Raw genomic sequence first — 20,688 nt, 5'->3', positions numbered from 1 at the left:
TCAGCTTTTGTTGCCGCTCTCGAACATCGTCCGCCAGAAGCTCATCGCCCCTTCGCCCATCGGCCCCCAATTGCGGATCATATCCGCCATCCCCTCGGGTGTTCCTTGTTTATCAACGGCTTCCACCATCATCTGGACATAGCGATCGTGCACCGGCGACAGGTCTGGAAGCCCCATTGCGCGGCGCGCCTCTTCGGGTGTGCAATCGACTTCGACATTGATCTTCATGCCCATCTCCGTTGCGCCGGCCGCGGAGCGGCTGCTAGTCTGGGGCTATGTATGCGCGCGACCACGCCCTGATCGCAACGCCCATCGGCACCATCCGGCTCGAGGGTGACGACGAAGTGCTGACGGCGATCCGGATCGGCGACGCCGGTGCGCCCGTCAAGGCCGCCGCCGCCGCGGTTCGCGCTGCCGCGGAGCAGCTCGAGCAATGGTTCGCCAAGCAGCGCGAAACCTTCGACCTGCCGCTAACCCCGGCAGGCACCCCGCGCGGCGAGGCGCTGCGCGCGGGGCTGATCGCAGTCGGCTATGGCGAGATGCTGAGCTATGGCGCACTCGCCCGGACGCTGGGATCAAGCCCGCGCGCGATCGGCCAGCTCTGCGCGCGCAACCCCTTTCCGATCGTCGTCCCCTGCCACCGGGTGCTCGGCAGTGGCGGTACGCTCGGCGCCTATTCGGCAGGCGACGGACCCAAGACCAAATCCTGGCTGCTCGAGCATGAGCGCCGGCATGTGAGAGGAACCCTGTTATGACGGTGCTCATCGATGCGAGCGACCACAGCGGCAGCTTCGATGCTTATGTCGCCAAACCCGAGGGCGTCTCCCGCGGCACGATCGTGGTGATCCAGGAGATTTTCGGCCTGAATCCGGGGATCCGCAAGAAATGCGACGATTGGGCGGCGCAGGGCTATCTCGCCTTCGCGCCCGACCTGTTTTGGCGGCTGCAGCCGGGAATCGAGCTCGATCCCGACGTGCCCGAGCAAATGCAACAGGCCTTGCGCTGGATGAACCAGTTCGACCAGAATAAGGGCATCGAAGATCTCGAGGCGACGATCAAAGCGGCGCGCAAGCGTGCGGGCGGGGGCAAGGTCGGAGTAGTCGGCTATTGTCTCGGCGGCCGGCTCGCCTTCATGTGCGCGACGCGGACCGATTCGGACGCGACGGTCGGCTATTATGGCGTCGGAATCGACAATCTGCTCGGCGAGAAGCATGCGATCGCCAACCCGGTGCTGCTCCACATCGCCGGCGCCGACCATTTCGTCACGCCGGACGTGCAAGCCAAAATGCATGCGGGCCTCGACGATCACCCCAAGGTGACGCTGTTCGACTATCCCGGTGAGGATCACGGCTTCGCAGCGGAGATGGGCAAGCGGCGGTCGGAAGCGGCGGCGCAGCTGGCGGACGAGCGGACCGCGGCGTTCTTCGCCGAGCATATCGGCTAGCTGACCTCAGTCACCCCGGCAGGAGGGGGGCGACACCTGGTTTGCGGCGCCGCGGCCTCAGGCGAAGAAGCTGATGATCCCCGGCGTCTGGTGATTGCCCACCCAGCCTTCGTAGATCATCTTGCCCGCTACGAAGACGATCACCGCGAGGCCGAAATAGGCGATCCAGCGATAGCGATCGATCAATTTGGCAATAAAGTTGGCGGCGAGACCCATCAGCGCGACCGAGAGCAACAGCCCGACGACAAGGATGCCGGGATGCTCGCGCGCCGCGCCGGCGACCGCGAGGACATTGTCGAGGCTCATCGACACGTCGGCGATGGCGACTGCCCAAGCGGCACCCGCGAAGCTCCTCGCCGAGCGGACACCCGAATGCTCGTCGCCGTGGATTTCATCCGAGCCGTGGCTCTCGCCGGCATGGCGAATCTCACGCCAGAATTTCCAGCTCACCCAGAGCAGCAACAGTCCGCCCGCGAAGATCAATCCGACGATGCCCATCAGCCAGCTGACGACCAATGCGAACGCGATGCGCAGGACAAGCGCCGCGCCGATGCCGATCAGGATGACCTTCTTGCGCTGTTCGGCAGGGAGGCCGGCAGCCAGCGCGCCGACGACGATCGCATTGTCGCCGGCCAGCACCAGATCGATCATCAGCACCGATCCGAATGCGGCGAGCCGCGCCGGATCGCCGAGGTTCGAGAAATCGGCAATGATATGGTGCCAGATTTCCGCGGGGGAGCCGATGCCGGACACCGCGGCGCTGAAGATCAGATCAAGCATGGGCACCTCCTAGCGGCGGTTGGCGAACAGGCAACCAAAACACGTCATCACGGCCGAAGTGCCGGGATCCACGTGCCGCATGCGACGGACGGGAGGCGCCTGCTCTTCGGCAAGCTGCGCGGTGGACCCCGGCACAAGGCCGGGGTGACGCAGAATTACTGATTCATCGAATCGAAGAAGTCCTCGTTGGTCTTCGAGTCCTTCATCTTGTCGAGCAGGAATTCCATCGCGTCGATCGTGCCCATCTGCATCAGGATGCGACGCAGCACCCACATCTTGGTGAGCTTGGCCTTGTCGACGAGCAGCTCCTCCTTGCGGGTGCCCGATTTGCCGACGTCGAGCGCCGGGAAGATGCGCTTGTCGGCGACTTTGCGGTCAAGGACGATTTCCGAATTGCCGGTGCCCTTGAACTCTTCGAAGATGACTTCGTCCATGCGGCTGCCGGTGTCGATCAGCGCAGTTGCGATGATCGAGAGCGATCCGCCCTCCTCGATGTTGCGTGCGGCACCGAAGAAGCGCTTCGGGCGCTGCAGGGCGTTCGCGTCGACACCGCCGGTCAGCACCTTGCCCGAGCTCGGCACCACGGTGTTGTAGGCACGGCCCAGACGCGTGATCGAATCGAGCAGGATCACCACGTCCTTCTTGTGCTCGACAAGGCGCTTTGCCTTCTCGATCACCATCTCGGAGACCTGGACGTGGCGCTGGGCGGGTTCGTCGAAGGTCGAGGAGATCACTTCGCCCTTCACGCTGCGCTGCATGTCGGTAACTTCCTCGGGGCGCTCGTCGATGAGCAGCACGATGAGGAACACCTCGGGGTGGTTCTCGGTGATCGCGCGGGCGATGTTCTGGAGCAGAACCGTCTTACCCACCCGCGGCGGCGCGACGATGAGCGCGCGCTGGCCCTTGCCCTGCGGCGCGACGATGTCGATCACGCGGGCCGACTTGTCCTTGATCGTCGGGTCGAGCGTGTCGAGCGTCAGCTTGCTCTCGGGATAGAGCGGGGTGAGATTGTCGAAATTGACCCGATGGCGGACGGCTTCCGGATCGTCGAAATTGACCGAGACGAGCCGGGTCAGCGCGAAATAGCGCTCGCCGTCCTTGGGGCCACGGATCTCGCCTTCGACGGTGTCGCCGGTGCGCAAGCCGAATTTGCGGACCTGATTGGGCGAGACATAGATGTCGTCGGGGCCGGCGAGATAATTGGCCTGCGGGCTGCGCAGGAAGCCAAATCCGTCGGGCAGCACTTCGATCGTGCCTTCGCCCATGATCTGCTCGCCATTCTCGGCCTGGGCCTTGAGGATCGCGAACAGCAGATCCTGCTTGCGCAGCGTCGACGCGCTCTCGACGCCGAGCTCCTCGGCCATCGAGACCAGTTCTGCTGGCGGGGTCTTCTTGAGTTCCTTGAGATGCATGGGGAGTCCGAATGCTGGGAAGCTATTGGGGGAGCGTCGGTCGGCGGATGCGCACGATGGGCGATGCTGGGAGGAAGGAACCGTCGCTCGATGAGCATCCGGCCTGATTTGCGAATTAGGTGTGGGTCTCTCTCAAGTCAACGGGCATCGCACCGATTCGCGCGCAGGAAAATTGCGGAAAGCGCGGAGACGCCGCAAAATTAGAACGGTTTGACTACTGCGAGCACGACAATGAAGACCACCGCCAGCGCCGGCACCTCGCCCAGCAGGCGCAGCCTCCGCGACGGGATCGCGCCCTCGCCCGTCACCAGTTTCTTCGAATAGCCGATCGCCCAGCCGTGATAGCCGCTCAGCGCCAGCACGAAGAGCAATTTGGCGTGGAGCCAGCCGAGCCCCGGCTGACCGTCGAGCAGCCCGATATTGAGCGCGAGTGCGAGGCCCAGCAGCCAGACGATTCCTATCGACGGCTCGAGGATCATCCGGCGGAGCAGCGTCTCGCGCTTCTCCCACGCCGCTGCCTCGGGCGTGCCAAGCGCCTCCTGGTGATGGACCAGATAGCGCGGCAGCAGAAACAGTCCGGCCATCCAGAAGATCACGAAAACAATGTGGAACGCCTTCACCCATAGATAGGCACTGCCCAGCCAGCCCGTCATCGTCCCCTCCGTACCCGCGTCAGCAATTGCTCGACATGCGCGATCGGTGTGTCGGGCAAAATCCCGTGGCCGAGATTGAACACATGGGGGCGCTCGGCAAAAGCGGCGAGAATACGGTCGATAGCCGTATCGAGCGTCGTGCCTCCCGCGATCAACGCGAGCGGGTCGAGATTGCCTTGCACCGGCAGGTCCCCGGGCAAGGAGGCATGGGCCCAGTCCGGGTCGACCGTCTCGTCGACCCCGATCGCATCGACTCCCGTCTCACGGGCATAAGCGGGGAGCTTTCCGCCGGCGCCCTTGGGGAATCCGATCACCGGGACATGGGGCGCCCGCTGGTGGAGCGCCGCCACGATCCGCGCGGTGGGCGCGATTACCCATTGCTCGAACTGCGCAGGGGAAAGGCTCCCCGACCAGCTGTCGAACAACTGCACCGCCTCAACCCCGGCCGCAATCTGACCGAGCAGATAATCGATCGTGCAATCGGCGATGCGATCGACCAGCGTCTGCATCAGTGCGGGATCGCGATAAGCGAGGCGGCGCGCTTCGGCTTGCTCGCGACTGCCCTGTCCGGCGATCATATAGGTCGCAACGGTCCACGGACTGCCGGCAAAGCCGAGGAAGCTGGTCTGGGGGGGCAATTGCGCCGCGACCCTGCGGATGGTGCCAAAGACCGGCTCGAGCACCTCAGGCGTCGCCTGAAGGCCCTCCAGCACGTCGCGTGCCTGGACGGTAGGCGCCAGCCGCGGACCTTCGCCGGTTTCGAACCACAGATCCTGCCCCAGCGCCATCGGCACCACCAGAATGTCGGAGAACAGGATCGCGCCGTCCATGCCGAAGCGATGGATCGGCTGAAGTGTGATCTCGGCCGCGGCATCGCTGTCCATCGCCAGCGCGAGAAAGCCGCCTTTCTCTTCACGAAGCGCCCGATATTCGGGGAGATACCGTCCGGCCTGACGCATCAGCCAGATCGGTGGGATTGGCTGCTTCTCGCCCTTCAGAGTCGCGAGCAGAGGCTTGGGGGACGGGGAGTTCAGGGCCTCTATCCTAATACTATAAGATAAGAATCTAAGGGTTGTTGGAGATAGTAGGGGCGTGGAAGCCGGGGCTTAGGCACTTGCCCGGAAATTGCCAACAGATTGACTCTGTCCGCCCCGCGGCGCGCCCCGGATTCGGACTCGCACTCCCCGCTTTCCACAGCCTGTGGGCCGGCCAGGGAGCCTGGGGACGGGGTTGTGGATGAAGCTGCGGCGATTCCCCGGTTTCGCCGCGCTTGGCCGCCGCGCGTGGTTGCGCTAGCGGCTGTCCGGCATGTTCTCCACAGATTCACGCACGGGCTGATGCGCCTCCATCTCCACCTCCTTTCCGATTCCACCGGCGAGACGCTGGAAAATATCGCCAAGGCGGCGCTCGCCCAGTTCGACGATGTCGAGACGCTGCGGCATTTCTGGCCGATGGTGCGCAGCGAGGCGCATCTCGAGCGGATCCTGCAGGAGATCGCACAGAATCCCGGACTGGTGATCTTCACTCTGGTCAACGCCGATGTCCGTCGCACCCTGGAGAGCCGCTGCCGGGCGATGGGGTTGCCGGCGATCGCGCCGCTCGATCCGGTCAGCCATGCCTTGTCGGGCCTGCTCGGTCAGGAAGCCAAGGCGCGCCCGGGTCGGCAACACACCCTCGATGCCGCCTATTTCGCGCGTGTCGAAGCGATCCAGTTCACGATCGCGCATGATGACGGCATCGGCGCCGACGATTGGGAGGAATGCGATATCGTTCTTGCGGGCGTGTCGCGTTCGTCGAAGACGCCGACGTCGATCTATCTGGCCAATCGCGGCTACAAGACCGCCAATATCCCGATCGTGGTCGAGTCTCCACCTCCGCCCGAACTCTACAAGCTCAAGCATCCGCTGGTCGTCGGACTGACCACCAGCGCCGATCGGCTGGTCCAGATCCGCCGAAACCGGCTGTTGTCGCTCAATCAGAGCCCCGAAACGAGCTATGTCGACCAGGAGTCAGTGCAGCGCGAGATCGCTTTTGCGCGCCGTATGTTCGCCGATAATGGCTGGCCGGTGATCGACGTGACGCGGCGATCGATCGAGGAGACCGCCGCGGCGATCATCCAGCTCTGCAATGAGCGCAATCTGCAGGCGCGCGACGCATGAATCTGGTTCTCGCTTCGCAAAGCGCCTCGCGGCGGGCAATGCTCGATGCCGCAGGCGTGGCTCATGAGGCTGTGGCCGCACAGGTCGACGAAGCGACCGCGAAGGAATCGCTGGTCGCGGGCGGCATTTCCGCACGCGATCTATCCGACGCACTCGCCGAATTGAAGGCGCTCAAGGTCTCCCGGCTGGCGCCAGGGGCGCTGGTGCTCGGCTGCGATTCGGTGGTGGCGCTTGATGATGGCACCTTGCTCGACAAGCCGGTGAGCCGCGAGGATGCCGCCGGGCATCTCCGGATGATGTCGGGACGGCACCACGATCTCTACAGCGCCGCGGTGATTGCCGAGGGCGGGCATGCAGTCTGGCGGCATGTCGATCGCGCCCGGATGCATGTGCGGCGGTTGTCGGAGGATTTCATCGCCGACTATCTGGATCGCGAATGGCCGGCGATCGGTGGCTGTGTCGGCTGCTATCGGATGGAAGGGCCGGGCGTGCAGCTGTTCAGCCGCACCGAGGGAAGCCATTTCACCATCCTCGGCATGCCGATGCTGCCGTTGCTCGATTATCTGCGCGTGCGGGGAGTTTTGACGTCATGACGGCCTATGCCGAAGTCATCGGTGATCCGATCGCGCATTCGAAATCGCCGCTGATCCACGGCTTTTGGTTGAAGGCGCTGGGGATCGACGCCGAATATCGCGCGATGCGCGTCGCCCCTGACGCATTGGTGGGCTATTTCGAATCGCGCCGGGCCGACTCAGCCTGGCGCGGGTGCAACATCACGATCCCCCACAAGCAGGCGGCGCTCGATCATGTCGCGGACCGCGGCGATGTGCGCGGCTCGATCGGCGCGATCAACACCGTGGTCCGCGCCGAGGATGGCGTGCTGGTCGGCACCAATACCGATGCCGGTGGCTTCTATGCTCCGATCGCGGGACTCGATCTCGAGGGTCGGCACGCTGTGGTGATCGGCGCCGGCGGCGGCGCCCGCGCGATCCTGTTCGCGCTTTCGAGGGTGGGAATCGGCCGCGTCACCATTCTCAACCGCAATGTTCTCAAGGCGGCCGCCTTGCTGTCGAGCTTCGGGATCAAGGGCGACGCGGTGCCGCTGGGCAATCCGCTGCCCCCCGCCGACCTGCTGGTCAATGCCAGTGCGCTCGGCATGGTCGGACAACCGCCGCTCGATCTCGACCTGTCGCCCTTGCCCGTGGAGGCCGTCGTTTACGACATCGTCTACACTCCCCTCGAAACGCCCTTGCTCGCGCAGGCGCGCGACCGCGAACTCGATACGGTCGATGGGCTCGACATGCTGATCGCCCAGGCGGCGCTGGCGTTCGAACTGTTCTTCGGGGCCGAACCGCCCCGCGACCGCGACGACGAATTACGCGCGCTGCTGACGCGATGATTACCGTCGGCCTCACCGGGTCGATCGGCATGGGCAAATCGACTGTCGCCGAGATGTTCGCCGAGGAAGGCGTTCCGGTATTCGACGCCGACGAGACCGTCCATCGGCTGCAGGGTCCGGGCGGCGCGCTCGTCGCAGCGATCGAGGCGGCGTTTCCCGACACCACCGGTGACCAGGGCGTCGACCGCACTGCGCTGCGCGAGGCGGTATTCGGCGACGAGGAGGCGTTCGCCCGGCTCGAGGCCTTGGTTCACCCCGCCGTCGCCCGCGAACGCGATGCGTTCCTGCAGGCGCACGCGAATGCGCCCGTGGTGGTGCTCGACGTGCCTTTGTTGTTCGAGGCCGGCGGCTGGGCCAGGGTCGACAAGATCCTCGTCGTCTCGGCGCCGCCCGAGGTTCAGCGCGCGCGCGTGCTCGGTCGTCCGGGGATGAGCGTCGAGCGATTCGAGGCGATCCTCGCACGTCAGCTCCCCGATCCGGAAAAGCGCGCCCGCGCCGATTTCGTGATTTCCACCGACGGGCCGCTGGAGGAGACTCGCGCAAAGGTTCGTAAGGTCCTCACTTGCCTCGCCGGCTCCGTGGGTCGATAAGGCGATATGCGCGAAATCGTGTTCGATACCGAAACGACGGGGCTCAGCTTCGCGGGCGGAGACCGGCTGGTCGAGATCGGCTGTATCGAGATGCTCAACCGGGTGCCGACCGGCAAGCATTTCCACCAATATATCAACCCGCAACGCGACATGCCGGCTGAGGCTGAGCGCGTCCACGGGCTGAGCGCACGCTTCTTGTCGGACAAGCCGTTGTTCCACGACGTCGTCGAGGATCTGATCGAATTTCTCGGCGATTGCCCTTTGGTTGCGCATAATGCCGGGTTCGATTTCTCGTTCTTGAACGGCGAGCTCGGCCGCTGCGGCCGGCCGACGATCTGCACCAGCCGGATGGTCGATACGCTGGCGATTGCGCGGGTCAGGCACCCGGGCGCCAAGCACACGCTCGACGCTTTGTGCGTGCGCTACGGTATCGATCTCAGCGCACGCCAATTGCACGGCGCGCTGCTCGACGCGCAGTTGTTGGCGCAGGTCTATGTCGAACTGACCGGCGGCAGGCAGATCACGCTCGGCCTCGCGGTCGACGCGCCGGTGATGCGCGAGAGCCCCGCGGAGGCGCCGACGCGCATCCATGTGCGGCCCGCGCGGCATTTTGCGGCATCGGCTGTGGAACTTGAGCGCCACGCAGCCTTTGTCCATGGATTGGAGGACCCGCTCTGGGCCCTGGCCGCATCCGGTTGATCCGGATCCGGCCATCGGCGCAGACGGGCGGCCTCATATTGAAGCGGAGGTAACATCATGGATATCCGAGTCTCTGGCCATCAGGTCGAAACGGGCGATGCGCTCAAGACGCTGGTCACCGAACGGCTCCAGGGTGTCGCTGACAAATATTTCTCGCGGGCGATCTCCTCGCAAGTGACCTTCGGCAAGGGTCCGCACGACAATGGCTTTACCTGCGACATCGTCATGCACGTGATGCAGGGTCTCGTGCTCAAGGCGGCCAATAAAGGGATGGAGGCCAATGGCGCGTTCGATGGCGCGGCCGACCGGATCGACAAGCAGCTTCGCCGCTATACCCGCCGGCTCAAGGACCGGCAGACCGGCGCGATCACTGCGCTCGCCGAGAACGGTGCCTATGACAATGCCGGCTATACCTTGTTCGAGGAGCCGGCCGAGGAGGAAGAGCCTGCCGAAGCGCCGCTGATCATCGCCGAAACGCGTGTCGACGTGCCCGAGGCGACGGTTTCGGACGCAGTGATGATGCTCGATCTGCGCCACACCAATGCCCTGCTGTTCCGCAACACTGCGACGGGCGCGCACAACATGGTCTATCGCCGCGGCGACGGGACGATCGGATGGGTTGAGCCCAACCGCGCACAGGCCTAGGGGGGCATCGCCCTTGGGGGCGATTGTTTTTGGACAGGCGATGACCGAACTCAGCGATTTGCTGACGCCCGAGGCCGTGCTCGCCGGCCTGGGTGCGGCAAACAAGAAGACTCTGTTCCAGCAGCTCGGCACCGCCGCGGCGCGCGCTTATGGCGTCGACGCGAAATTGGTGACCGAGCGGCTGGCCGAACGTGAGAAGCTCGGCTCGACCGGCTTTGGCAGCGGAATCGCGATTCCGCACGGCAAGCTCGAAGGGCTGAAGCGTGTCGCAGGGGTGTTCGTCCGGCTCGATCACCCGGTCGATTTCGCCGCGATCGACGATCTGCCGGTGGATCTCGTCTTCATGCTGCTCTCGCCGGTCGGCGCCGGGGCCGAACATCTCAAGGCGCTCGCTTGCGTGTCGCGCAAACTGCGCGACCGCAATTTCGCGGCCAAGCTGCGCGGCGCAGGGTCGCCCGATGCGCTGTTCGCATTGCTCGCCGGCGTGGAGACGCGTGACGCCGCCTGAACCCCGCGGCGCAGCGGCGCATTTCCGTGCGCTCGAGTCGCTCTATGCCGCGGCGCCGATCAATCGGCTGTTCGAATCGACGCTGGAAATCGCCGAGGGCGGAGTCGCGCGGATCCGTTTCCAGATCGACTCGCGCTATTTCCACGCAGCGGGCGCGGCGCATGGCACCAGCTATTTCAAGATGCTCGACGACGCCGCTTTCTATGCCGCGAACAGCCTCGTCACCGATCGCTTCCTGCTGACCACGGCGTTCAATCTGCTGTTCACCAAACCGTTGGGTGAGGGTCCGGTGATCGCAGAAGGGCGCTGGGTGAGCGGCCAGCGCCGGGTATTCGTCGCCGAGGCGCGGCTGATCGATGCAAGCGGCGAGGAGGCAGCGCGCGGGACGGGTACGTTCATGCGCTCGCGAATTCCGCTCGCCTCGCTCCCTGGCTATCGGGCGGCTTGATGGCACGGCTGACCAGCGCGATGCTGGTGAGCGCACTGGTCCGCCGCGCGGATCAGCAGGGCGGCTCGGCGATGGTCCTCGCAAAAGGCGATGAAACCTCCGGGGGCATCTTGTTGGTGACGTACCACAAAGGCACGAATCCGCGCTTCTTCGAACGGGGCTTGGGCCCCCAGGGCGTCCCCGCGCTGATCCCTTCGGGACCACAAGATATTGCGAATGAGGGGGCAGTCAGCGACTATTGGCAGCGCCGCCGCGGTTTCGACTGCGATTTGTGGGTGATCGAACTGGATATCGCAGACGCCGAACGCTTCGCCGCTGAAACGATGAACCTTAGTTGACTCAGAACGTGCGCGCGGGCCATTGGCGGCATTCGTTCAATAGCGTTGTGTCGGTCGGGGTGTGAAACCGGGCGGTTACGCAGTCGGGGGGACGTCCGGCAGCCCATGGATATGACGGGGCTGGCTGCACACCACCGCATAGTATCGAAGTTTGATGAAGTTCATGCCACGCGCCGCGACTTTCGCGGCTGTGACTTTTTGCGCTGGCGCACTTGCGAATGCCGCCACGCTCGACGCCAGTCTGGTGAGCCAAGAGGCCCAGGTTCAGGCAGTCAACACCCAGGAACACCATGTGGTTCCCGCGCCCATGATCGTGGCGCAGCCGGTCCTGAAGCAGGACGGCGAGATCGTGCAGCCGCTTCCGCAGGCCGCACTCCAGGAAGATCAGGATTTCGCCTCTCTCTCCGCCGCGGTTGCCGCGCACGAGGGCGGCGCCGGTGCCGATAGCGAACTCAACTGCCTCGCGGTCGGTGTCTATTACGAAGCGAAGAGCGAGCCGCTCGCGGGCCAGCTCGCCGTCGCCGACGTAATCATCAATCGCACGCAATCCGGCCGCTTTCCCAAGTCGATCTGCTCGGTGATCACCCAGCGCGGCCAGTTCTCGTTCGTCCGTGGCGGCAAGCTGCCGACTCCGCCGGCCAATGCCCAGTGGCGCAAGGCGCTCGCGGTAGCCAAGGTCGCGCAGAAGGATTTGTGGGACAGCCCTGCCGCGAACGCGCTATATTTCCATGCACGCTATGTGAAGCCGAGCTGGAACCGGCCGCGCGTCGCCACCGTCGGCAATCACGTTTTCTATCGCTGATGCCGATGCGGGGCTTCCCCGTGTTCGCTGAATGTTCTAACAGCCGGGGATGACCTCCCCGGCTGTTTTGTCATCCGACGCGCCCTTGGTGGCGAGCGACGTCGCCCGCGGCGTGACGCGGATGCTGCTCCGTCACGATATCGCGACGATTGCCGAAGTGCCGCTAGACGGCGGCCGGCGTGCCGATCTGATGGCGCTCGATTCGCGCGGCAACATCGTGATCGTCGAGATCAAGGTGTCGCGCGCCGATCTGCTCGGCGACGCCAAATGGACCGACTATCTCGCGCATTGCGATCGCTTCTTCTGGGCGGTGCCGCAGGGGTTCGACCTGAGGCCGTTCGAACAGGAGGGTTTCCTGCCTGCGCGCGCGGGTCTGATCGTCGCCGATCGCTACGATGCGGCGGTGGTGCGCGAAGCGGCGACGGTGCCGCTCGCCAGCGCGACGCGGAAGAAATGTACCCTCGCCTTCGCCCGCCGCGCGGCGCGGCGCGTCACCCACCTGCTCGACCCGGAGGCTGAGCAGGTCTTCTGACCGGTCAGCGCGTCGGACCCGGCGCCCCGGCTTTCTGGCCGGGCTTCGGCGCGGCGGCGAGCAGCTTTGCGATTGCCGGGTAGCGCGTGTTCTCGCGGGCATAATCGCGCGCGGATTTGCCGCTGCCGAAATCGGCGCGATCGGGATCGGCCCTGGCGTCGAGCAACTGGCGGACGATCTCGACATTGTGCATCTGCACGGCGCGGATCAGCGGCGTCTCGCCCGCGGTGTTGGCGAGGTTCACGTTGGCGCGATATTTGATCAGGATGCCGACGCCCTCGCTCCAATTCTGCGCGATGGCGAAGATCAATGCGGTGTTGCCGCGTGCGTCCTGCAGGTTCGGATTGACGTCGTCGGCCTGAAGCAGCACCCGCAGATAGAGGGCGTCCGAGCGCTTGGCGACGATGTGCAGCGCGCCCTCGCCGCTGCTGCGCTCCTTGGTGTTGACGATGCGCAGCGAACGATCGAGCAGGAATTTGTTGACCTTGGCGCCGTCGGAATCCCGGATCGCCTTGAGGAATTCATAACCGTCCGAAAACTGCTGCGCTGCGGCGGGCATGGCGCTGATCGCCAATGCGGCGACGGCGGCTACGCGGAACACACGAAAACCCATGATACGGCTGACCCCTGGCTGAACCCCGTTCTTGCAAGCGCCCGCCTAACAGATCATGGCTGCGTGCACCATGTACAGGATGTTTCCAGCCCTCGCGCTGCTCGCCGCTGCTCCGCTCGCCGGTTGCGGTGCCGGCAAGGCCGAGGCGCCCCCGCTCGCCGGTGCGCGGATCGGCGGTCCGTTCGCGCTCGTCGATCAAGACGGCAAGGCGGTGCGCGACAGCGATTTCGCCGGCCGCTACCGCATCGTCTATTTCGGCTACACCTATTGCCCCGACGTCTGCCCGACCGACATGGCCAAGATCGGCCAGGCGATGAAACTGCTCGACGAGCAGGCGCCGCGCGTCGCGCAGAAGGTCGTGCCGATCTTCATCACCGTCGATCCGGAGCGCGATACGCCCGCGGTCGTCAAGCAATTCGTGGCCAATTTCCACCCGCGCATCGTCGGCCTCACCGGCAGCCCGCAGGCGATCGCGGCGGCCGCCAAAAGCTATGCGGTCTATTTCAAGAAGCAGCCGGCCGGCCCCGGCGGCGGCTACATGGTCGATCATCTCGCGGTCGCCTTCCTGATGGGACCCAATGGCGAGCCGATCGCTTCGCTGCCGATCGACAAGGACGGCGCGGCGATCGCCGAGCAAGTGCAGCATTGGGCAAGATGAGCGGCCGCTTCTGGGAAGATACCCCGCTCGACAAGCTCGATCGCGCCCAATGGGAGGCGTTGTGCGACGGTTGCGGCAAATGCTGCGTGCACAAGCTCGAGGACGAAGACACCGGCGAACTGCACGCGACCAACGTCGCCTGCCGGCTGCTCGATCGGCGGATGGGGCGGTGCAGCGATTATCGCCACCGCCATGCCTATGTCAGCGAATGCGTCCGGCTCAACACGAACAATGTCGCGGGGATCGAATGGCTCCCCTCGACCTGCGCCTATCGGTTGCGCGCCGCGGGCGAGCAGCTTCCCGACTGGCACTATCTGGTGAGCGGCGATCCCGAGTCGGTGCACACTGCCGGTCAGTCGACTCGCGGCTGGACGATATCCGAGGACGATGCCGGCGATTTCGAGCATCATCTGGTGGACCGGGAGCTGTGACGGGGGCGATCGAAATCGTCCGCCACGCCCGCGCCCGCCGGATGCGCCTCGCCGTCGATCCCCGCGACGGCAAGGTGCGGCTGACGTTGCCGCCGCGCGCGTCGATCAAGAAGGGATTGGCCTGGGCCGAGGAGCAGCGCGGATGGATCGCGACGCAGCAGGCCCGGCTCCCGGGCAGTCTGCCTCTGGCTCCCGGCGCGCGTTTTCCCTTTGGCGGGTGCGACATAGAAATCGATTATGTGCCGACAGCCCCGCGCGTGCCGCGGCGGGAGGGCGAAAGACTGATCTGCGGCGGTCCGCGCGAAGGGCTCGAACGCCGCATCGAGCGCTGGCTGCGTGCCGAAGCGCTGCGTGTGCTCAGCGCAGAGACTGCCGAATATGCCGAGCGGGCCGGGGTGAGCGTGACTCGCGTGTCGATCGGCGATCCGCGTGGCCGCTGGGGGAGCTGCGCATCCTCGGGGGCGATCCGCTATAGCTGGCGGCTGATCCTCGCGCCGGATTTCGTGCGCCGCGCGACGGTGGCGCATGAAGTGGCCCACCGCATCCACATGAACCATTCGCCGGTCTTCCACCGGCTGGTCCAGACGCTGTTCGAAGCCGATCCGACACCGGCGCGGCATTGGCTGCGGCGCAACGGCGCAGCGCTGCACTGGGTGGGACGTGGGAACGAGGCGCCAACGGCCTGAACGCCGTTAAAACCCCTCCGGATTTTCCCGCGGAGGCGCGCGATCCTGCGGCGGCTGGCGGGCGGCGTCGCGGGGCGGCGGGGCGCGGCCGGGATCGGGCTGCGGCGCCGGCGGGCGATTGCCCGTCATCCGATCGATCCAGTCCTGATCGAGCTGCTCGTCCCCCTGCGCACCTTCCTCGCTATCGTCGCTGCGCGGCTGCCGCTCCTCAGACAGCGGATTGCCATCGGCGTCGACGAACATCCCGTTATCGGGCGCGGTATAATAGGCATTGTCCTCGGGCTCGAGCTGCCATTCGGGCAGGGTGACCTGCGTCTCGAACTGCTCGACCGGGCGTTTAGCCACCGCCTTGGTCATGAAGGCCGCAAAAGCGCGCGCCGGTGCGGTGCCGCCCTGCAGCCCCGGGACGACCTTGGCGTCGTCGCGACCCATCCATACCCCGGTGGTCAGTCCGCTCGAAAAGCCGATAAACCAGCCGTCCTTGTTCGAACTGGTGGTGCCGGTCTTGCCGGCGACCGGCCGGCCGATCTGCGCCGCGCGCCCGGTGCCGGTGGCGACGGCGGTCTGGAGCAGGTCGGTCATCTGCGCCGCGACATAGGGGGCGACCAGCACATGGCTGGTATCTACTTCGTGCTGGTAGATCACGTTGCCGTTCGCAGTGACGCGGGTAATGCCGTAAGGCGTGACCGCGACGCCCTTCTGCCCCACCGAGGCGAAGGCGCGGGTCATGTCGATCAGCCGGACGTTCGAAGTGCCGAGCACCATCGCCGGCTGGGTGTTGATCGGCGTGGTGATGCCGAAGCGCCGCGCCATGTCGGCGACGGTGCCGAAGCCGACTTCCTGGCCCAGCTTCGCCGCGATCGTGTTGATCGAATAGGTGAAGGCGGTGCGGATCGTGATCTGGCCAGAATTGCGCCCCGAATTGTTGCGGGGGCTCCAGCCGTTGATCGTCACCGGCTCGTCGACGACGATATCGTCGACCTTGTGCCCGGCCTCGAGCGCGGAGAGATAGACGAACAGCTTGAACGCGGATCCCGGTTGGCGGACGGCCTGCGTGGCGCGATTGTAGATCGAGGCGACATAGTCCTTACCGCCGACCATCGCCCGCACAGCGCCGTCGCGATCGAGGCTGACGAGCGCGCCCTGTGCATCGCCGGGTGCGTTCTTGCGGATCGCTTCGTCGGCGGCGCGCTGCATGCCCAGATCAAGCGTCGTCCACACTTCGAGCGGCGCCTCGGTCTCGTCGATCAGCGTCTCGAGCTGGGGGAGTGCCCAGTCGGTGAAATAGCGCACGCTGTTCTGGCGCGGCTCAGGGGCGAGCTTGACCGTGCGCGGATCGGTCGCCGCGGCGGTCGCCTGGCTGATCTTTCCGGTCTCGGCCATCACGCCGAGCACGACGCTGGCGCGGCTCACCGCAGCCTCGGCGTCAGCGGTCGGCGAATAATGCGACGGCGCCTTGACGAGGCCGGCGATCACTGCGGCTTCGGCGAGGCTTAGACTGCTCGCCGGATGCCCGAAGAACTTCCGGGACGCGGCGTCGATTCCGTACGCGCCGCCACCGAAATAGACCTTGTTGAGATAGAGTTCGAGGATCTGATCCTTGGAGAATTTGCGCTCCATCGCCAGTGCGAGCACCGCCTCGCGCATCTTCCGTCCGAAATCATATTTGTTCGACAGGAAGATTGTGCGCGCGACCTGCTGGGTGATCGTCGAGGCGCCTTGCAGGCGGCGTCCGGTCCCGCGATTGGCGATGCCGGTGCGCACCGCGCGCGCGAGCCCCAGCGGATCAACCCCCCAATGGCTCTCGAACCGGCGATCCTCGACGGCGATGATCGCGTCCTTCATCACCTGCGGAATCTGGTCGTATTTGATCCACTCGCCGTAACTCGGCCCGAGCGAGACCAGAACGGTGCTGTCGGCGGCGTGGACGCGGACCATCTGGCCGTTGGGCGAGGATTTGAGCTCGTCATAGCTCGGGAGCGACGAACGCGTCGAATAGACGGCGGTCAGCAGCGCCACCATGGCAATCAGCCCGACGCCGACGCCGGCGATCAGGGTCCATAATGCGATCCGCTTCCAGGCCGAGCCGGTGCGCCACCAGGATTTGCGGGCGGGTGTTTGCGGTTTTCTGGAAGCCATCGGAAGCGGTGGTTAAGCCCTAAACCGGCGGCTCACAAGAATCACGCGCCGGACGGTTCGCCGCTAGCGCCATTTGGGTTGCCGGTCCGTGAACGAAAGTCGAGGCTCACCGAGTTCATGCAATAGCGCAGCCCGGTCGGTAGCGGGCCATCAGGAAAGACATGGCCGAGATGGCCGTCGCAGCGCGCGCAGCGTGCCTCGACGCGGCGCATGCCGTGGCTGTTGTCGACATGCTCGACAACCCGGTCGGGCGAAATCGGCCGGGTGAAGCTCGGCCAGCCGGATCCCGAATCATATTTGTCGGCGCTGTCGAACAGCTCGAGCTGGCAGGCGGCACAGCGGTAGAGGCCGTCGGCCTTGTTGTCGTTGTAGAGCCCGGAAAAGGCGCGTTCGGTGCCGGCTTCGCGCAGCACATGATATTGTTCGGGGGTGAGGCGCTTGCGCCATTCAGACTCGGACAGGTTGAGCTGTTCCATGGGCGGGAGCATGTGGGCGAGGGTCCCGCGCGTCAATCCGGCTCGGCACCTGCCCGAATCCGTCCGCCGCGGGCCTTGAGCTGGCGCTTGAGCAGTTCGGCGCGCGGCGCCCACAGGAAGCCGAAGCTCACCGTGCCGTGCTTCGATTCGACCGCGTGGTGGAGCCGGTGGGCCTGGACGATGCGCTTCATGTAGGCCCCGCGCGGTATGTAGCGATGCGCGAGCCTTTTATGGACGATGACGTCATGAAAGCCGAAATAGATCGCGCCATACGCCGCGATCCCCGCGCCGATCCAGGCGAAGCCGGGCCACCAGCCGAGCTGCACGCCGCCGAGCAACAGCACGATCGACGGAATCGCGAAGATCACCGCATACAGATCGTTGAGCTCGAACGCCCCTGCGCGCGGGATGTGATGGCTTTTGTGAAGGAACCAGCCGGGACCGTGCATCACCCAGCGATGCGCGGCATAGGCAAAGCCCTCCATCGCCACGATGGTGCCGACGAACAGCAGGATGCCGGGCCAGAGGTTCATCGCTGATAGATAGGGTGGCGGGGGCCGCGCGTCATGCCCGTCAGAAAGCGAACTTCGTATCGCCGCATGCGACCGGGGTCAGCCGATAGGAGGCGAACGGCTTTTCGGTGCCGTCGCGCTTGCGTTCGATGATCGTCCAGCGCCAGCCTTTGCCGTCGGCCGCCATGCGATTGGCATAGACTGACTCGGGATAGGTATAATCGATTGCGATCGTGCCCTGCTTGATCTCACCCTGCCCCGCAGCGCTGTAGCCCGCGCCGAAGCTGTCCATCCACCAGCCGCTGAGCCTGGTCTGGTCGTGATCCCCGATGACGATCGCCGCGTCGTAGGGATCGGCCGGATCGAGCCCGTGCATCTCGATCAGCAGGTAGCGGCCATCGAGTCGCCACGCGCCGCGGACCCGCGTCCGGACCTGCTTTCCCATCACCTCGCCGGGAGCATCCCAGCAGCCAGTGAGGCGGTCGAGCGCGGCATGCGCCGGATCGACGGGAACAGGGAGGATGGCGAGCATGGTTGCGAGGAACATCCGCGCCCGATAGCCGGGCGCAATGACCGGGACCATCGCTCTTTTCCCGCTCGCCGCATTGCTGCTCGTCGGCTGCGCGGTCCCCGAGGCGCGGTTGCGCTCCGGCCTCATCCGCGCGGGTCTGCCGAGGCCGCTGTCGGCCTGTATGGCCGAGCGGATGGTCGACCGGTTGTCGCTCAAGCAATTGATGCGAATCGCCGATCTACCCAACGCGCAGGGCGCCGAGTCGGTCGATCGCTTCCTTCATCGCGTCCGCGCGCTCGGCGACGCCGAGATTCTCGGAGTGACTTCCAGCTCTGCGGCGCTCTGCGCGACGGGGTTGGCGGGCTGAGCGTACCAACTGCAGCGCATTTATTGCAATAGCGTCGCATTCGCAATTACTCGGAAAAGGTTTGGATTCGTCCGCGCGCCGTGCTTAAGGCCTCCGCAAACGATCCCGCCGGCAACACGAGGGCGTGCCCAATGAACATCCATGAATATCAGGCCAAGGAACTGCTCGCGAAATTCGGCGTGCCGGTTCCCGTCGGCTTTGCCGCACTCAGCGTTGAGGAGGCCGTCGCGGCTTCGAAAAAACTCCCCGGACCGCTCTACGTCGTCAAGGCCCAGATCCATGCGGGCGGCCGCGGCAAGGGCAAGTTCAAGGAACTCCCGCCCGAGGCCAAAGGCGGCGTCCGCCTCGCGAAGACCGAGGAAGAGGTTCGCGCTGCGGCAACCGACATGCTCGGCAACACGCTGGTGACGATCCAGACCGGCGAGCATGGCAAGCAGGTCAATCGCCTCTACGTTACAGACGGCGTCGACATCGCCAGGGAATTCTACCTCGCGCTTCTGGTCAATCGCGCAACCGGCCGCATCTCGATGGTCGCCTCGACCGAGGGCGGCATGGACATCGAGACCGTCGCGCACGACACCCCCGAAAAGATCCACAGCATCGACATCGATCCGGCGACCGGCTTCATGCCGCACCACGGCCGCGCCGTCGCCGCCGCGCTTGAGTTGACCGGCGATCTCGCCAAACAGGCCGCCAATGTCGCGTCGAAGCTGTTCGATGCGTTCCTCGGCACCGATGCCGAGCAGATCGAAATCAATCCGCTCGCGGTCACCGAGGACGGCAAATTGCTGGTGCTCGATGCCAAGGTGGCGTTCGACGGCAATGCGATGTTCCGCCACAAGGATCTCGCCGAACTGCGCGACGAAACCGAAGAGGATCCGGCGGAGCTCGAGGCGTCGAAATATGACCTCGCTTACATCAAGCTCGACGGCGACATCGGCTGCATGGTCAACGGCGCCGGCCTCGCCATGGCGACGATGGACATCATCAAATTGAACGGCATGTTCCCGGCCAACTTCCTCGACGTCGGCGGTGGCGCCAACAAGGAGAAGGTCACCGCGGCGTTCAAGATCATTCTGAGCGATCCCGTGGTGAAGGGCATCCTCGTCAACATCTTCGGCGGGATCATGCGCTGCGACATCATCGCCGAGGGCATCGTCGCCGCGGCGAAGGAAGTGAACCTTCAGGTCCCGCTCGTCGTTCGCCTCGAAGGCACCAACGTCGCGCAGGGCAAGGAAATCCTCGCCAATTCGGGTCTCGCCATCGTGCCCGCGAACGACCTCGGCGATGCCGCGCGCAAGATCGTGGCCGAAGTGCAGAAAGTCGCGGCCTGACCCTGATCGGCAAGCGGGCCGCACAGGCGGCCCGCTCGTCGATTACTGGAGGTCCTTTTTCTTGAGCGAACCAGTCGCCGCCGGCGCGACCGCCTTGATCGTGGTCGGCGTCATCGACAGGCGCGAGGGCATGTCGCCGCTCGACGCCGGTGTCGCCGGCACAGCTTCGACGGCTGCCGGTGGCGCGTCCTCGTTGCGGCGGCCACCGGTATAGGTTCGTCCCTTGCCCTCCGCAGCTTCCGCGCCACCGGTAGGCGGGCAATTCCCATCGGTTTCGGCCGTCTTCAGGTTGGACCCGCCCTTTACGATGATCCCGCCGATAGGATTGCCGGGCGCGCAGCGCGCATAACTGGCTGACGCGGCACCGGGCATCCCCGAAATCGTACCAGCCTTTGGCTTGGCCTTCTCCCTGGCCGCCGCCGGTACATCCTGTGCGAATGCGGGTGCCGCCGCTATGGTCACCGCCAGCATCATCGAGAACGACAAACTAGATTTCCCCATATTCTCTCTCCCTTCCTGCACGAAGCTGCAGCTTCCCTGCTGAATTTGCGG

Annotated in this window: 29 protein-coding genes; 18 read left to right on the top strand and 11 right to left on the bottom strand. The window is 65.2% G+C overall.

Features of this window, described 5'->3' with window-relative positions; all coding sequences use genetic code 11:
* The gene (locus CVN68_RS15040; RefSeq protein WP_100284436.1) at positions 1–228 is read right to left on the bottom strand and encodes a DUF6489 family protein; all 228 of its coding nucleotides are present in this window, start codon (positions 226–228) and stop codon (positions 1–3) included.
* Positions 229–275: 47 nt separating this feature from the next.
* Between CVN68_RS15040 and CVN68_RS15035 the strand changes: the two genes are divergently transcribed.
* Both CVN68_RS15035 and CVN68_RS15030 read left to right on the top strand, forming a co-directional pair.
* On the top strand, positions 276–755 hold the full coding sequence (locus tag CVN68_RS15035) for a methylated-DNA--[protein]-cysteine S-methyltransferase (protein WP_100282921.1): 480 nt from the start codon (positions 276–278) through the stop codon (positions 753–755).
* Positions 752–1,444 carry a dienelactone hydrolase family protein gene (locus tag CVN68_RS15030; protein WP_100282920.1) on the top strand — a complete coding sequence of 231 codons (693 nt, stop codon included), beginning with the start codon at positions 752–754 and terminating at the stop codon, positions 1,442–1,444. The genes CVN68_RS15035 and CVN68_RS15030 overlap by 4 nt, the downstream gene beginning before the upstream one ends.
* Positions 1,445–1,501: 57 nt before the next feature.
* Here CVN68_RS15030 and CVN68_RS15025 read toward each other — a convergent pair whose 3' ends face one another.
* The 4 genes from CVN68_RS15025 to hemE all read right to left on the bottom strand — a co-directional run bounded on the left by CVN68_RS15025 (position 1,502) and on the right by hemE (position 5,248).
* Positions 1,502–2,224 (bottom strand): TerC family protein, encoded by a 723-nt coding sequence (locus CVN68_RS15025; protein ID WP_100282919.1) that lies wholly within the window; start codon positions 2,222–2,224, stop codon positions 1,502–1,504.
* 155 nt (positions 2,225–2,379) lie between these two features.
* Positions 2,380–3,636 carry a transcription termination factor Rho gene (gene rho, locus CVN68_RS15020; RefSeq protein ID WP_100282918.1) on the bottom strand — a complete coding sequence of 419 codons (1,257 nt, stop codon included), beginning with the start codon at positions 3,634–3,636 and terminating at the stop codon, positions 2,380–2,382.
* A gap of 200 nt (positions 3,637–3,836) precedes the next feature.
* Positions 3,837–4,289, bottom strand: a complete 453-nt coding sequence (locus CVN68_RS15015) for a CopD family protein (RefSeq protein ID WP_100282917.1) — start codon at positions 4,287–4,289, stop codon at positions 3,837–3,839.
* Positions 4,286–5,248, bottom strand: coding sequence for a uroporphyrinogen decarboxylase (gene hemE, locus CVN68_RS15010; protein ID WP_407695510.1), 963 nt, complete (start codon positions 5,246–5,248; stop codon positions 4,286–4,288). The genes CVN68_RS15015 and hemE overlap by 4 nt, the downstream gene beginning before the upstream one ends.
* A gap of 378 nt (positions 5,249–5,626) precedes the next feature.
* Between hemE and CVN68_RS15005 the strand changes: the two genes are divergently transcribed.
* The 11 genes from CVN68_RS15005 (at position 5,627) to CVN68_RS14955 (ending at position 12,409) form a co-directional block, all read left to right on the top strand.
* Positions 5,627–6,448, top strand: coding sequence for a pyruvate, water dikinase regulatory protein (locus CVN68_RS15005; RefSeq protein ID WP_199560092.1), 822 nt, complete (start codon positions 5,627–5,629; stop codon positions 6,446–6,448).
* The gene (locus tag CVN68_RS15000; protein ID WP_100282915.1) at positions 6,445–7,041 is read left to right on the top strand and encodes a Maf family protein; all 597 of its coding nucleotides are present in this window, start codon (positions 6,445–6,447) and stop codon (positions 7,039–7,041) included. The genes CVN68_RS15005 and CVN68_RS15000 overlap by 4 nt, the downstream gene beginning before the upstream one ends.
* Positions 7,038–7,847 carry a shikimate dehydrogenase gene (aroE, locus tag CVN68_RS14995; protein ID WP_100282914.1) on the top strand — a complete coding sequence of 270 codons (810 nt, stop codon included), beginning with the start codon at positions 7,038–7,040 and terminating at the stop codon, positions 7,845–7,847. Before CVN68_RS15000 ends, aroE begins: the two co-directional genes overlap by 4 nt.
* On the top strand, positions 7,844–8,437 hold the full coding sequence (gene coaE / locus CVN68_RS14990) for a dephospho-CoA kinase (protein WP_100282913.1): 594 nt from the start codon (positions 7,844–7,846) through the stop codon (positions 8,435–8,437). Before aroE ends, coaE begins: the two co-directional genes overlap by 4 nt.
* 6 nt (positions 8,438–8,443) lie before the next feature.
* Positions 8,444–9,136, top strand: a complete 693-nt coding sequence (gene dnaQ, locus CVN68_RS14985) for a DNA polymerase III subunit epsilon (protein WP_100282912.1) — start codon at positions 8,444–8,446, stop codon at positions 9,134–9,136.
* A gap of 57 nt (positions 9,137–9,193) precedes the next feature.
* Positions 9,194–9,781, top strand: coding sequence for a ribosome hibernation-promoting factor, HPF/YfiA family (gene hpf / locus CVN68_RS14980; RefSeq protein ID WP_100282911.1), 588 nt, complete (start codon positions 9,194–9,196; stop codon positions 9,779–9,781).
* A gap of 40 nt (positions 9,782–9,821) precedes the next feature.
* Entirely contained in the window at positions 9,822–10,289 is a 468-nt protein-coding gene (locus tag CVN68_RS14975; RefSeq protein ID WP_100282910.1) for a PTS sugar transporter subunit IIA, read from the top strand.
* A complete protein-coding gene (locus CVN68_RS14970; protein ID WP_100282909.1) occupies positions 10,240–10,737 on the top strand; it encodes a PaaI family thioesterase in 498 nt (165 codons plus the stop codon). Before CVN68_RS14975 ends, CVN68_RS14970 begins: the two co-directional genes overlap by 50 nt.
* On the top strand, positions 10,737–11,075 hold the full coding sequence (locus CVN68_RS14965) for a DUF1491 family protein (RefSeq protein WP_233503373.1): 339 nt from the start codon (positions 10,737–10,739) through the stop codon (positions 11,073–11,075). Before CVN68_RS14970 ends, CVN68_RS14965 begins: the two co-directional genes overlap by 1 nt.
* A 244-nt stretch (positions 11,076–11,319) precedes the next feature.
* Positions 11,320–11,877 carry a cell wall hydrolase gene (locus CVN68_RS14960; RefSeq protein WP_233503372.1) on the top strand — a complete coding sequence of 186 codons (558 nt, stop codon included), beginning with the start codon at positions 11,320–11,322 and terminating at the stop codon, positions 11,875–11,877.
* Between the two features lie 49 nt (positions 11,878–11,926).
* Complete coding sequence (locus CVN68_RS14955) at positions 11,927–12,409, top strand: MmcB family DNA repair protein (RefSeq protein WP_100282907.1); 483 nt, start codon at positions 11,927–11,929, stop codon at positions 12,407–12,409.
* 4 nt (positions 12,410–12,413) lie between these two features.
* Here the strand turns inward: CVN68_RS14955 and CVN68_RS14950 are convergent, their stop codons facing one another.
* Positions 12,414–13,022 (bottom strand): ankyrin repeat domain-containing protein, encoded by a 609-nt coding sequence (locus CVN68_RS14950; protein WP_100282906.1) that lies wholly within the window; start codon positions 13,020–13,022, stop codon positions 12,414–12,416.
* A gap of 55 nt (positions 13,023–13,077) precedes the next feature.
* Here CVN68_RS14950 and CVN68_RS14945 point away from each other — a divergent pair, with 55 nt between their 5' ends.
* Genes CVN68_RS14945 through CVN68_RS14935 form a run of 3 tightly spaced genes read left to right on the top strand, consistent with a single transcriptional unit; the run spans position 13,078 to position 14,797 of the window.
* Positions 13,078–13,680 (top strand): SCO family protein, encoded by a 603-nt coding sequence (locus CVN68_RS14945; RefSeq protein ID WP_100282905.1) that lies wholly within the window; start codon positions 13,078–13,080, stop codon positions 13,678–13,680.
* Positions 13,677–14,111 carry a YcgN family cysteine cluster protein gene (locus CVN68_RS14940; RefSeq protein ID WP_199560090.1) on the top strand — a complete coding sequence of 145 codons (435 nt, stop codon included), beginning with the start codon at positions 13,677–13,679 and terminating at the stop codon, positions 14,109–14,111. The genes CVN68_RS14945 and CVN68_RS14940 overlap by 4 nt, the downstream gene beginning before the upstream one ends.
* Entirely contained in the window at positions 14,108–14,797 is a 690-nt protein-coding gene (locus CVN68_RS14935; RefSeq protein ID WP_100282903.1) for a M48 family metallopeptidase, read from the top strand. Before CVN68_RS14940 ends, CVN68_RS14935 begins: the two co-directional genes overlap by 4 nt.
* Positions 14,798–14,803: 6 nt before the next feature.
* On the opposite strand, the gene CVN68_RS14930 is transcribed toward CVN68_RS14935, so the two are convergent.
* From CVN68_RS14930 to CVN68_RS14915, 4 genes are read right to left on the bottom strand one after another with little or no spacing between them, the layout of a single operon-like run.
* Positions 14,804–16,936 (bottom strand): transglycosylase domain-containing protein, encoded by a 2,133-nt coding sequence (locus CVN68_RS14930; protein ID WP_100282902.1) that lies wholly within the window; start codon positions 16,934–16,936, stop codon positions 14,804–14,806.
* A gap of 41 nt (positions 16,937–16,977) precedes the next feature.
* Positions 16,978–17,412 carry a peptide-methionine (R)-S-oxide reductase MsrB gene (gene msrB / locus CVN68_RS14925; protein ID WP_100282901.1) on the bottom strand — a complete coding sequence of 145 codons (435 nt, stop codon included), beginning with the start codon at positions 17,410–17,412 and terminating at the stop codon, positions 16,978–16,980.
* 32 nt (positions 17,413–17,444) lie between these two features.
* Positions 17,445–17,945 carry a sterol desaturase family protein gene (locus tag CVN68_RS14920; protein ID WP_100282900.1) on the bottom strand — a complete coding sequence of 167 codons (501 nt, stop codon included), beginning with the start codon at positions 17,943–17,945 and terminating at the stop codon, positions 17,445–17,447.
* A gap of 40 nt (positions 17,946–17,985) precedes the next feature.
* Positions 17,986–18,507, bottom strand: coding sequence for a hypothetical protein (locus tag CVN68_RS14915; RefSeq protein ID WP_100282899.1), 522 nt, complete (start codon positions 18,505–18,507; stop codon positions 17,986–17,988).
* Here CVN68_RS14915 and CVN68_RS14910 point away from each other — a divergent pair.
* Together CVN68_RS14910 and sucC are read left to right on the top strand one after the other, a co-directional pair.
* Positions 18,494–18,802: a hypothetical protein gene (locus CVN68_RS14910; RefSeq protein ID WP_100282898.1), complete on the top strand. Its 309-nt coding sequence runs from the start codon at positions 18,494–18,496 to the stop codon at positions 18,800–18,802. The genes CVN68_RS14915 and CVN68_RS14910 overlap by 14 nt on opposite strands.
* A gap of 131 nt (positions 18,803–18,933) precedes the next feature.
* On the top strand, positions 18,934–20,136 hold the full coding sequence (gene sucC, locus CVN68_RS14905) for an ADP-forming succinate--CoA ligase subunit beta (protein WP_100282897.1): 1,203 nt from the start codon (positions 18,934–18,936) through the stop codon (positions 20,134–20,136).
* Between the two features lie 42 nt (positions 20,137–20,178).
* Here sucC and CVN68_RS14900 read toward each other — a convergent pair whose 3' ends face one another.
* Positions 20,179–20,637: a hypothetical protein gene (locus CVN68_RS14900; RefSeq protein WP_158298906.1), complete on the bottom strand. Its 459-nt coding sequence runs from the start codon at positions 20,635–20,637 to the stop codon at positions 20,179–20,181.
* Between the last annotated feature and the right edge of the window lie 51 nt (positions 20,638–20,688).

It is taken from the genome of Sphingomonas psychrotolerans (genome assembly GCF_002796605.1).
Taxonomy (GTDB): Bacteria; Pseudomonadota; Alphaproteobacteria; order Sphingomonadales; family Sphingomonadaceae; genus Sphingomonas; species Sphingomonas psychrotolerans.
This window is presented reverse-complemented; position numbering and strand designations above follow the sequence as displayed.